General features: G+C 44.2%; 9 protein-coding genes and 1 pseudogene. All 10 read left to right on the forward strand.

Annotated features, from left to right (window positions below; genetic code table 11):
- The first annotated feature begins 54 nt into the window (after positions 1-54).
- Positions 55-1,347, forward strand: coding sequence for an arsenic transporter (locus tag C161_RS23600; RefSeq protein ID WP_036673199.1), 1,293 nt, complete (start codon positions 55-57; stop codon positions 1,345-1,347).
- 308 nt (positions 1,348-1,655) lie between these two features.
- On the forward strand, positions 1,656-3,521 hold the full coding sequence (locus C161_RS23605) for a BglG family transcription antiterminator (RefSeq protein WP_036673202.1): 1,866 nt from the start codon (positions 1,656-1,658) through the stop codon (positions 3,519-3,521).
- 17 nt (positions 3,522-3,538) lie between these two features.
- Complete coding sequence (locus tag C161_RS23610; protein WP_036673204.1) at positions 3,539-4,417, forward strand: ketose-bisphosphate aldolase; 879 nt, start codon at positions 3,539-3,541, stop codon at positions 4,415-4,417.
- A 15-nt stretch (positions 4,418-4,432) separates the two neighbouring features.
- The gene (locus C161_RS23615; RefSeq protein ID WP_051449908.1) at positions 4,433-6,358 is read left to right on the forward strand and encodes a PTS fructose transporter subunit IIABC; all 1,926 of its coding nucleotides are present in this window, start codon (positions 4,433-4,435) and stop codon (positions 6,356-6,358) included.
- A 487-nt stretch (positions 6,359-6,845) separates the two neighbouring features.
- A complete protein-coding gene (locus C161_RS23620; RefSeq protein ID WP_036673206.1) occupies positions 6,846-7,772 on the forward strand; it encodes a phosphate ABC transporter substrate-binding protein PstS family protein in 927 nt (308 codons plus the stop codon).
- A gap of 115 nt (positions 7,773-7,887) precedes the next feature.
- Positions 7,888-8,823 carry a phosphate ABC transporter permease subunit PstC gene (gene pstC / locus C161_RS23625; RefSeq protein ID WP_017690972.1) on the forward strand — a complete coding sequence of 312 codons (936 nt, stop codon included), beginning with the start codon at positions 7,888-7,890 and terminating at the stop codon, positions 8,821-8,823.
- Between the two features lie 2 nt (positions 8,824-8,825).
- Positions 8,826-9,713, forward strand: a complete 888-nt coding sequence (pstA, locus tag C161_RS23630) for a phosphate ABC transporter permease PstA (protein ID WP_036673245.1) — start codon at positions 8,826-8,828, stop codon at positions 9,711-9,713.
- A 12-nt stretch (positions 9,714-9,725) separates the two neighbouring features.
- Positions 9,726-10,481 carry a phosphate ABC transporter ATP-binding protein PstB gene (pstB, locus tag C161_RS23635; protein WP_036616781.1) on the forward strand — a complete coding sequence of 252 codons (756 nt, stop codon included), beginning with the start codon at positions 9,726-9,728 and terminating at the stop codon, positions 10,479-10,481.
- Between the two features lie 184 nt (positions 10,482-10,665).
- On the forward strand, positions 10,666-11,697 hold the full coding sequence (locus tag C161_RS23640; RefSeq protein WP_051449909.1) for a phosphotransferase enzyme family protein: 1,032 nt from the start codon (positions 10,666-10,668) through the stop codon (positions 11,695-11,697).
- 77 nt (positions 11,698-11,774) lie between these two features.
- Positions 11,775-12,927, forward strand: a pseudogene (locus tag C161_RS23645) (collagen-like triple helix repeat-containing protein); the annotation flags it as partial.

Consider the following 12,927-nt stretch of genomic DNA (forward strand, 5'->3'; position numbering starts at 1 on the left):
TATAAGATCGAATTAACGAATAATATATTGATACAGGGTACAGCAGGAGGCTTTATGGTATACGTAGCAATACTGATTTTTGTAGTGACAATCACCTTGGTAATCTGGCAACCCCGTGGGTTGGGTATCGGTTGGACAGCCTCGGGTGGGGCATTACTTGCCCTATTGTGTGGAGTCGTCAGCTTGAACGATGCCTCGGATGTGGCATCCATTGTATGGAATGCAACGCTGGCCTTTGTCGGCATTATTATGATTTCTCTCATTCTGGACGAGACGGGTTTCTTCGAATGGGCTGCCCTTCATATGGCAAGGCTGGCTGGAGGAGACGGTCGCAGACTATTCTTCTACTCCATTCTGCTGGGGGCCGCTGTGTCTGCTCTGTTCGCGAATGATGGTGCGGCGCTCATTCTGACGCCAATTGTGCTGGCAATGGTGCGTGCATTGAAGTTTGATGAGCGCATGGTGCTGGCTTTTGTGATGGCGAGTGGATTTATCGCCGATACCACATCGTTACCGCTGGTCGTCAGCAATCTGGTTAACATTGTATCGGCCGATTTCTTTGGTATTACCTTTGTGGAGTATGCGGTACGCATGGTTGTGCCCAATCTGTTCTCAATCGTAGCGAGTACGGGGATGCTGTTTTTGTTCTATCGCAAAAGCATACCCCTTCGCTACGACATCTCCGCGGCACGTGACCCGAAGGAAGCGATCCGTGATCCACGGATGTTTCGAATCGCTTGGTACATGCTTGGGCTGTTACTGGTTGCCTATGCATCCAGTGAGTTTCTGCCGATTCCCGTGTCGGTTATCGTTGGCTCCGTTGCCTTGCTGTTCGCCTTGTTGGCACGCAAGAGCGAGGCTGTTGATCTGAAACGGGTCATCAAGGAAGCGCCATGGTCGATTGTGGTGTTCTCGGTGGGTATGTATATCGTCGTATATGGACTGCGTAATGCAGGGTTAACGGATCATCTGAGCCGCTGGCTGGATGCCATAGCAGAGCATGGTCTGCTGGCTGCTTCGCTTGGGATGGGCATCATCGCTGCTGTATTATCATCGGTGATGAACAACCTGCCGACCGTGTTGATTAACCTGCTAGCCATCCAGGGCGCACATACCGAAGGTATCATTCAGGAAGCATTGATCTATGCCAATGTCATCGGTTCCGACCTGGGTCCCAAAATGACCCCGATTGGATCACTTGCCACATTGCTGTGGCTGCATGTGTTATCCCGTAAAGGTGTGAAGATCACATGGGGGTATTATTTCAAAGCAGGCATCGTCCTCACGATCCCGACACTTTTGATCACGTTGGCCGGATTGGCGCTGTGGCTCTGGATTTTAGGTTAGTACAATCGTAATTACATTTGGAACCAGAACAAACCGTTAAGGGCCTAGTGTAGGTAGTGTTTGTAGGGATCGCGTTTATTGTCATGGATGTAGTGGTACTATACACACAAACCAACCTTTTTAGAAGGTTGGTTTTTTTGTGTTCTGTTTTCCTTCCCAAACGATTCTTAAATAGAATACTAACTTAGAATTTTAAAAAAGTGGGTATCATAAACGAATACACGATCACTTCCTAACTATTAGGAAAGAGTATAGGCTTGGTGGATATAAAGCGCTTGCATTAGTATGTGTGTAAGGAGGAAAGCCAAATGAGAAAACGTTACATTAAGCTATTAGAGCATTTAAAACAATCTGAGCATGATTTTGTGAGTGGAAGCGAATTAGCTAATCTATTTGATGTAACGACTAGAACGATTCGCAATGACATCAAAGAAATAAATGAAAATTATTTAGATAAAGCAATGATTATTGGCAATACTCGCAAAGGATACAAATTAGTCGGGGATTTATCCAGCCTGTATAAAAATGAAGATGATGACGAAGAAAGAGCATTTCATATTATCAAAGCACTGTTATCGCAGACTGATTTTATTACGTATGAGGATCTGGCTAGAACGCTTTATTTTTCGACTCAAACGATCCGAAAAGACGTGCAAAAATTAGTGCAAACGATTCAAGCAGAAAAGCAGAACATCGAAATTGAAGCGATTATCTTCCAAGGTATCCGGCTTAAAGGAAGCGAAGTTGAGAAACGGATTTTGCTCAAAAAACTAGTCACTACCGATTGTCTCAAACACATGCCGATAGACGAAGCACTGCAATACTATTTTGGCGATTGGTTCAACGAATCTTCTATTCATTTTATCTACGCTTGTATTGAAGAAGAGGTTGCCAAGTATAATTTATTGCTAAGTTTTCAAGAATTATTCTCGATCTGTGTGAATGTTTTGATCAGTCTTAAACGAGTAAGTCTTACACAAAAAATAACTGAACAGGATATGAGGTTGGATCATACAAGCTTTGAAGAATTAAAAATAGCCCAATCTATTCTGATCCGTCTGGCTCAAGAAATGGATATCCCTTTTGATGAATATGAGTATCAGTATTTAGGTTACCTGCTGATCGCATTGCAGATCTTACCTAAAAAAAATGAAGAAATCGGGCATGAACACGTGAATGAAATGGAACAAAAAATCAAATCAGTGATCCAAAAAGTTGGAGAGCAATATGGATTCATCAGCTACAAAAACCAAGAGTTACTTGATCGATTATTAGCTCATATTACCAAATCATTATATCCATTAAAGTATTATTTCCCTGTCGAAAATCCTTTTATTGCTCAAATAAAATCAGAATATACCAATGCTTATAATGTCGCAGTTGTGTTGGCAAAAGAATTGCAATTTTGCTTAAATATCAAAATACCCGAAAATGAAATCGGTTACTTGACGTTACACATAATGGGCATTATTGAGAACTCTCAAGATAACAGAAAACGTATTGCAATTATTTATGGCAAAAATCTATTAGTCGGCAAGCTATTGGAGCGTAAGATTAATCTCTATTTTCCGAATATTAGAATCGATAGTCTATTAGCTAATCATGAAATACATCTTCTTCCCGAAGAAATTGAAACGATTATCACAACGAGCGAGATTGCGGAACAACAGCAGTTAAATGTACAAAATATCATTCTGGTAAGTGAAATGATTACAAGTGATGATATGAAGAATATTTCGATTCAGTTAAATCGTGGACTACTCAAATATTATTTATCACCAGATGATGTTTTTTTCCTAAATGAAGACAATCCAATTGATTTGTTAAAAAAACTTACAGAACTAGGCGATATTCAGCATTTATATACCAGTATTGTGGAAAGAGAAAAAATGTCGAGTACCAATATTGGGAATTTGGTCGCGATGCCCCATCCATTTGATTGTGGAGATAACAAAAAACTACGTGTACTGGTAGCGATTAATAAGCAGAAAATGCTATGGGGTGATCAGATGGCGCAGATCATTTTTCTGTTTATTCCGCCGAAAAATCAGAAGGTGAATAACACCAAATTTTTCGAAGAAATTTACGATGTGTTTAAACAGACCAATATGACAGAAAAACTACTCCATATCACCAATTACGATGAATTTTTGGAAGTCTGGTCTTCCAAATAAATCTAGGAGGAATTCAAATGTTAATTAATATGAAAGATTTACTTAAAGTAGCGTATGAAAATAAATTTGCAGTCGGATCATTTAATGTAGCCAATAGCGAGTTCGTCAAAGTGGTCATTACAGCCGCAGAAGAGCAGAATTCGCCTGCAATTATGCAGATTCACCCGAATGAAATTGATTTAGTCACTGATGGGTTTATAGCTTATGTGCGAGAAGCGGCATCCAAGTCCAAAGTCCCGTTTGTTATTCATCTGGATCATGGAGCGACGATCAAAGATATTACGCGTTCGATTCGCAATGGGTATACATCAGTCATGATGGATGCATCTCATTTACCTTTTGAGGAGAATATTGCGGCAACCAAGGAAGCGGTTGAACTGGCTCATCTGGTCGATGTATCTGTAGAAGGTGAACTAGGTACAATTGGGAGTAATGAAGGCAGCTCGGAAGGTGGGGCTGACGAGATTTTGTATACGAATCCAGAAGAAGCGGCGATTTTTGTAGAACAAACAGGTATCGATACACTTGCTGTCGCTGTAGGTACTTCACATGGTATTTATCCTCAATCCAAAGATCATTCAATCAAAATCGATCGTTTAAAACAAATTCATGAAAAAGTAAAAATTCCGTTAGTGCTGCATGGTGGATCAGATAATCCTGATGAAGAGATTAGAGAAGCCGTGAAGCATGGGATAGCGAAGATCAATTTATCAACCGATATGAAGCGAGCATTCTACAACCAATTAAGAGCGACACTCGATGCGAATCCGAATGCATATGAACCGGATCAACTGATGCCTGAGGCGACCAAAGCGGCAACAGAACTGGTGAAGAAAAAAATGGATCTGTTCGGTTCTACGGGTAAAGCATCCCTTTATAAACTGGGAGAAATTTAAGAGGAGAGATCCATCATGAAGATTTCTAATGTCTTAAAACCAGAAAATATCATATTAGATGTCACCGCTACGACCAAAGCCGAATTAATAGATGAATTGTCGCAAAAGTTAAACGATAACGGCTATTTAAGCGATATTGAGCAATTTAAAAAAGATATCTGGGCACGTGAAGAACAGGTTCCTACAGAAGTGGGATTCGGAATAGCCATTCCACATGCCAAGTCTACTGGAGTACAGTCCCCTGCCATTATTATGGGCAGATCATTAAGCGGTATTGAATATAGTACCGAATCATGTAATTTATTTTTTATGATTGCAGTCGATCAAAGCTCTTCATCAGAACATTTGCAAACATTATCCAAAATTTCGACCTTTTTGATGGATGAACTATTTAGAGCGAAACTTATCCTTGCTCGAGATCAAGAAGAGATTGTCCGTTTATTTGAACAGGCAGAAGATCAAGATGCGCAGGCACTTCATAGTCCTAAAAAGCATGCTGGCAAAAAAGTGGTTGGAGTTACAGGTTGTCCTACAGGAATTGCCCATACGTTTATGGCCGCGGAAGCATTGAAAAATGCGGCCAAGGAACTCGGTGTACACATTAAAGTGCAAACCAATGGATCAACAGGTGTTGGAAATCAATTGACTCCTGAAGATATTGCTGAAGCTGATGGTATTATTGTGGCGGCAGATGTCAAAGTCGATATGGATGTTTTTGGCGATCGTCCAGTGATCAAAACCTCTGTCAAAAATGGAGTTCATCATGCACAAGAGTTAATTGAAGATGCGATTGCTGGAAAAGGTGTCGTTTTGAATCAAGGCAACAGTAATCTTAAAGAAGCAAAAGAAAAAACACGCTTAAAACAGCCTAAAATATACAGCCATATTATGAATGGTGTATCCTTTATGATTCCTTTTGTAGTGGCAGGCGGTATATTGATTGCGCTTTCGTTTATGTTTGGTATTCATGCGGCTGATCCAAATAGCCTGGATTATAATGCTTTCGCCGCTTTTTTAAGTACAGCAGGGGGTAGTGCTGCTTTTGCATTGATGGTTCCTGTATTAGCAGGGTATATTGCGTATAGTATTGCTGACCGTCCAGGATTGGCACCTGGTATGATTGGTGGGATGCTGGCAACTATTGGAGGTTCCGGCTTTTTGGGAGGTATGCTGGCTGGATTTATCGCCGGTTATACGATCATAGCTCTTAAAAAATTAGTCAAAGGCATTCCTGACTCACTGCAAAGCCTGTCACCTGTGCTGATCTTGCCATTAGTAGGTTCATTTATAACCGCCTTGATTATGTATTTTGTCATCAACAGTCCGATGGCTTGGATCAATGAGTCGTTACAAGGTTGGCTAAATGGTTTAACAGGTTCTAATGCTATTTTATTAGGAGCACTTCTGGCAGGAATGATGGCATCTGATATGGGAGGGCCGATTAACAAAACAGCATCTGCATTTGGACTGGCGATGTTCGCCAATCAAATCTTTGAACCTTCTGCTGCTCTGATGGTTGGAGGTATGGTTCCGCCACTGGGTATTGCATTAGCTACAACATTATTTAAGAATAAATTTTCAATCGAAGAACGTAATGCAGGCAAAGCCGCTTATATTATGGGTGCGTCGTTTATTACAGAAGCCGCGATTCCGTTTGCCGCAAATGATCCCTTGCGAGTTATTCCATCCAATATTGTAGGTGCAGCGATTGGTGGAGGAATGAGCATGGCTCTAGGTATTTCGTTACAAGCTCCTCACGGTGGAATCTTTGTTATTCCCATTGCGGCAAGTAATCCATTACTGTATATTGTCTGTATTTTAGTTGGTTCCATCATTACAGCTTGTATGATTGGATTGTTAAAGAAACCTGTATATCAACCAAAAAGTAATTCAAGCGACCCGTCAGATAAAAAAGCCTTAACAACTATGAAATCTGCATAAATTCTCTAACCACCTGGTGCCATGCACTGGCTGTGAGGCAGTTTTTGTTTGTTCTATATAACGGATTGATTCAATATCTACATTAAGTATTTACAGAAGGCCAGCCTTTTATAGGGCTGGCCTTTTTGCCTACTTCCCAGGCAGGAGATTGAAATGCCTGAGATCCAACGAGCGCTGACACAGCGAAGGGAACGGAACGATTGTGGAAAAGCGAAGCGTTCGCCTTTATCCCCGGATGTATTCCTTGAAAAAAGTAAATCATATAAATCCGGGGATAACAGCGATTGAAACAACGTCCGTTCCCGAAGCGGCCACTTCAGCGCAACTTGTCTCAGATGATTTTCAATATACAGCCGATATTTTTAACATTGCGTTTACAAAACACTGATTTTAAGATGACATACCGAAACTACAATGAGTAAAGAGTTGATGGTGAACAAACAAATTCACAAAACGCCATCACTACATTGGGGGAGGAAAACAAAACATGTTTAAAAAGTTGCCGTTTATTTTGATGACCTTAACGTTCGTACTGGTACTCGCAGCATGCGGATCGAAAAATGACGCTGGTACAGAGGGTGCCGCAAGCAATGGATCAGGAGAAGCTGCTACTGAGCTTAGCGGTAACATTCTGGCAGTCGGATCGACAGCATTGCTACCTCTGGTAGAACAAGCTGGACAGAAATTTATGGCAGTTGATGAATATAAGAACGTAACGGTTCAAGTTCAAGGTGGCGGTAGTGGTACTGGTTTGACACAAGTATCTGACGGACAAGCTACAATCGGTAACTCTGATGTATTTGCAGAAGAGAAACTGGAGGACGAAGCCAAAGTAAAAGAATTGGTTGACCATCAAGTAGCAGTAGTAGCTATGGCACCAGTTAGCAACAAAGATGCAGGTGTAGAAGATTTGACGAAGCAACAACTGATCGACATCTTCTCCGGTAAAGTAACAAACTGGAAAGACGTTGGCGGCGCGGATAAAGCAATTGTTATTGTAAACCGTCCGAGCAGTTCCGGTACTCGTGCAACTTTTGAGAAGTATGCATTGGGTGCAAAAATGGGTGATATCCAAGGTTCGATTCAAGAAGATTCTTCTGGTAACGTAAAAAAATTGGTATCTGAAACGCCAGGTGCTATTGGTTACCTCGCCTTGTCTTACTTGGATGACAGCTTGCAAGTGTTGAAATACGAAGGTGTAGAAGCAACAGTTGAGAACGTAGAAGCAGGAACTTATCCAGTATGGGCTTACGAGCACATGTACACAAAAGGTAAGCCAGATGCAGCAACACAAGCATTCCTGGACTACATCTTGAGTGACGAAATTCAACAAAACGACGTGACAGAACTGGGATACATTCCAATGTCAGGTATGAAAGTAAAACGCGATGCAGCAGGTAATGTGGTTGAGTAATCTTTGAACTTGCGCATACAGCGAAAGAGGCGGACTTAGGTCCCGCCTCTTTACGCGGTTTGCTCTAAAATAATCCCATATTTTGCATTAATTCTACTATAGAAGGATGGTTGTTATGGAACAGACCGAAGGGGGAACGGTAATGAATAACAAGTTGAAACCGCGCCGGCCCTTAAAAGAGAAACATTATTGGGAAGAGTGGACGGGACGGATCTATACGTCGATTTGTGTCGTTTTCCTGATCGTTGTCATGTTTTCCATTGTTTATTTTGTAGCGTCCAAGGGACTGTCCACATTTTTCCAAAATGGAATAAGCATCAGCGAATTCCTTGGTGGAAAAACGTGGAATCCGACCGGAGAACCTGCGTTCTACGGGGCATTACCGTTCATCACAGGTTCTTTCATTACAACCTTGCTTGCAGCATTGATCGCAAGTCCGCTTGGCCTGTGTGCAGCGCTCTTCATGACAGAGATTGTTCCGGGTAAAGGCAAAAAGATCTTGCAGCCTGCGATTGAACTCTTGTCCGGAATTCCATCCGTTGTATACGGATTTATCGGTCTGAGCGTCATCGTACCTTTGTTGCGTAGTATCTTTGGTGGAACAGGCGTCGGGATTGCAGCCGGATGTCTTGTTCTCGCGGTAATGATTCTTCCTACGGTGACAAGTATTATGGCAGATGCATTGTCCGCGTTGCCAAAAGGATTGCGTGAATCCTCCTATGCACTGGGTGCCACTCGCTGGCAAACCATCTACCGTGTCATTATTCCAACAACTTTGCCAGCTTTGTTGACAGGTGTCGTTTTGGGTATGGCCCGTGCCTTTGGTGAGGCTCTTGCTGTACAGATGGTTATCGGTAATGCACCGCATGTTCCAACATCCTTGCTCGAATCAGCTTCAACATTAACAAGTGTAATTACACTCAGCATGGGTAACACCACGATGGGTTCTGTTCATAACAATGCACTGTGGAGTATGGCGCTTGTCCTGTTGGTGATGACATTTGTCTTCGTCATTCTGGTTCGCCTGCTTGAAAGGAGAAACCGGGTATGAAAATGAAGGCAAAGACGGCAGATAAAATTGCAACATCCGTTATCGTTGTACTAGCCCTGTTCATTGTTATTCTATTGCTCGGTCTGCTTGGCTTCATCATGTATAGAGGCATTGGACATATTAGCTGGAACTTCCTTACAAGTGCACCACAGTTGCTTAAGGGTGGCGGCGGGATTGGTCCACAGCTCTTCAACTCCGTATTCTTGCTTGTTCTGACCTTGCTTGTTACCATTCCACTCGGATGGGGCGGCGGGATTTACATGGCGGAATACGCCAAACCAGGCAAGATTACCAGCTTCATTCGTCTGGTCGTTGAAGTATTGTCATCATTCCCATCCATCGTTATCGGTTTATTTGGTCTCTTGCTGCTAGTAAATCAATTTGGTCTTGGTTTCTCCCTGATCTCGGGTGCCTTGGCTCTGGCGATCTTTAACTTGCCACTGATGGTACGGACAACGGAGCAGGCCTTCCGGGCCGTTCCGAAGGAACAGAAAGAAGCAGGTCTGGCGCTTGGACTGTCCAAGTGGAAGATTATCACTTCGATTCTACTGCCTGTGGCATTGCCGAGTTTGATTACGGGTACGATCCTGGCATCGGGCCGGATCTTCGGTGAAGCAGCAGCGCTGATGTTCACCGCAGGTATGAGTAGTCCACCATTGGACTTTACAGATTGGAATCCGACGAGTCCAAGATCACCGCTTAACCCTTTCCGTCCGGCAGAGACACTTGCTGTCCATATCTGGAAAGTGAATAGTGAAGGTATTGGGCCAGATTCCAAAGAAGTGGCAGCAGGGGCATCCGCCGTGCTTGTCATTCTCGTGCTGGCGTTCAATCTAAGTGCACGCTGGATCGGTCGGGTTGTATTCCGCCGCATGACAGCTTCGAAATAAGGAGGAACCAACATGGCCATACCTTTTGGTACGGAACAGTTAAGCATATATTATGGACATTTCCAGGCGGTCAAGCAGATTAGCCTGACGTTTCCTGAAGCAAGCGTAACGGCTCTTATTGGGCCGTCTGGTTGCGGTAAATCCACGTTCCTCCGTTCGCTGAACCGGATGAACGACGAGATTGCCGGTTCCCGTACAGAGGGACATATCTGGATGGACGGTAACGATCTGAATGAGCCTGGAACCGATGTAATCAAGCTTCGCCAGAAGATTGGCATGGTGTGGCAGAAGCCAAATCCTTTTCATAAGTCCATCTACAACAATATCGCGTTTGGCCCCCGCTACCGTGGTACGAAGAGTAAGAAGGCACTGGATGAAATTGTGGAAAAAAGCTTGCGCCGTGCTGCGCTCTGGGACGAAGTGAAAGACAGACTGCATGAGTCAGCTCTGTCTCTCTCTGGCGGACAACAGCAGCGCCTATGTATCGCTCGCGCTTTATCTGTTGAACCACAGATTCTGTTGCTCGATGAGCCAGCATCTGCACTTGACCCGGTATCTACGGGTAAAGTTGAAGAGTTGATTACCGAGCTCAAGAAGGAGCTACGGATCGTTATTGTTACCCATAACATGCAGCAGGCGGCACGAATCTCGGATTACACAGCTTATTTCTATCTGGGAAGCATGATTGAGCACGGGGATACGGAGCATATTTTCACGAACCCGGACAATCGTCTGACGCAAGAATACATTATGGGTCGTTTCGGTTAATTGGATCATGGAGTGTAACATAGAGTAATAGACAAAGAGATTAAGAAATAATAGAGACAAAAGAAAGCACAATGCCTGGACGGTTGTTCGGGGGTTGTGCTTTTTTAATTTATAATTTTAGTGGGATTTTCTGTATGCGGGATAAACATTATGCTACGATATTTATTGTGAAGAGAACGTTTACATGACTTCGAAGGAGATGTTGATAATCACTACGGATCAGATGTCTTACGACCATATGGCAGCTCAGATTATACAGAACTACACTATTGAGAAACCTGTCGTTTCATATATTCGTCATAATGAGAATCTGACGTATCATGTCATTGATGAAGCAAGCGGGCAGAAGTATCTGCTACGTATCCATCAAGCCGCATATGCAAGTATGACTGGCATTCAGCATACGCTTCCTGCGCTGGAGGCAGAGATGAACCTGCTTCATGAGTTAAACGCAACGACAGCATTGCGCGTGCAGCATCCGGTACGGAATGTATCGGGAGACTGGGTCACGGTATGGAAAAGTGAAGCGGGTAAAGAAATCTGCTGTACAGTACTGGAGTGGATTGAGGGAAGGGACATCCAGCAGGGAGAACGCCTGACAACAGAGCAGATCTATGATCTGGGGGCACAACTGCAGATGCTTCATCAATATGGGCGTGAGCAGAATCAGATAGATCGAACAAAGGTGCGGCCGGCATATGGCAATAGCCATGAGAACTTGGTCATGCTAGGGCAGCTAGAGGAAGGTGTCCGACTGGGGATTTTTACAACGGAAGACTTTGATCTGCTTCGTGAGACGTTTGAGAACATTAATGAGCAGTTAGAAACATACCCGCATCAAGCAGGGACATGGGGGATCATTCATGGGGATATTACTCGCAACAATCTGTTGATAACGGAGCAGGGAATTTCCATGATTGATTTTTGTCTACACGGTTATGGATATTATCTTTTCGATGCCGGAGGGGCAGCGCTTATGTTCAATAGGGAGGAACGTGACATATTTTTATCCGGTTATACCCAACAGATCGCACCACTGACGGATCGTGATATTCGATTGATGGAAGGGTTCATGTTGATCTTTACACTGGGTTATTATGCCTTTCAGATGGCGAATAAGTCGAGGCACGAATGGATGAAAGATCGCATGCCGAAGCTATGCAGCAAGTATTGCCGACCTTATGTGCAAAATGAGCGTATTTTCTATGAGTTGTGACGACATCTACTTGTTTGCTACATATACATAAAGGATGATCATGACCCGGCGAAGGCTGGCAGAGGAGGCATCCATGTATGGCTGTTTTATCAACAGGCCCCATTGAAAATAATGTTGTTGCGGGAAATGGGCGTCCTACCCAGAGAATTACGATAAGGCTGGATAATAGGAATACAATTAGTATTTATACAGTTCTTGTTCAAGGATATTATTTGGTAGGCGTACGTACATTATATATCGAAGAGTTGTTCAATGTTTTGCCTAATCAGGTAATAACCAAGGATTTTTATGCGGATTTGGACGGGTTTGAATTTGTTTTTACAACGGATGATGCTACTGTGGAGGATGTGCAGATTTCGGTCTGGGGGAAAAACCAGAATGGAGAACTGGTCACCGCCCATCGTCTCGTATCCGAGGAATTACTGGGGGCGTACAGTGGTATTTTAGGTGTAACTGGAGCCACCGGTGTTACAGGTGCAACAGGCGTGACAGGAACGACCGGAGATACTGGATCTACAGGTGCAACGGGAGTAACGGGAACGACAGGAGTCACTGGAGATACGGGAACAACTGGAGTAACAGGCGCAACGGGAGTAACAGGGGCGACTGGAGGTACTGGAGATACGGGAGCGACAGGACTGACGGGAACAACAGGGGTCACTGGAGATACAGGTGCAACAGGCGTAACAGGGACGACTGGAGTTACTGGAGATACGGGAGCGACAGGACTGACGGGAACGACCGGAGTCACTGGTGTCACAGGTTCAACAGGCGTAACGGGGACGACCGGAGGTACTGGAGATACGGGAGCGATAGGACTGACGGGAACGACAGGGGTCACTGGAGATACAGGTGCAACAGGTGCGACAGGTGTAACAGGGGCGACTGGAGTTACTGGAGATACGGGAGCGACAGGACTGACGGGAACGACCGGAGTCACTGGTGTTACAGGTGCAACGGGAGTAACAGGGACGACCGGAGTCACTGGGGTTACAGGCGCAACGGGAGTAACAGGGACGACCGGAGTCACTGGGGTTACAGGTGCGACAGGTGTAACGGGGACGACCGGAGGTACTGGAGATACGGGAGTGACAGGCGTAACGGGGACGACCGGAGTTACTGGGGCTACAGGTGCAACAGGCGTAACAGGGGCGACTGGAGATACTGGGGTTACAGGTGCAACCGGATTGACGGGAGCAACAGGAGTCACTGGTATAACAGGTGCGACAG

Origin of the sequence: Paenibacillus sp. FSL R5-192, from assembly GCF_000517845.1 — a bacterium.
GTDB classification, from domain to species: Bacteria; Bacillota; Bacilli; order Paenibacillales; family Paenibacillaceae; genus Paenibacillus; species Paenibacillus amylolyticus.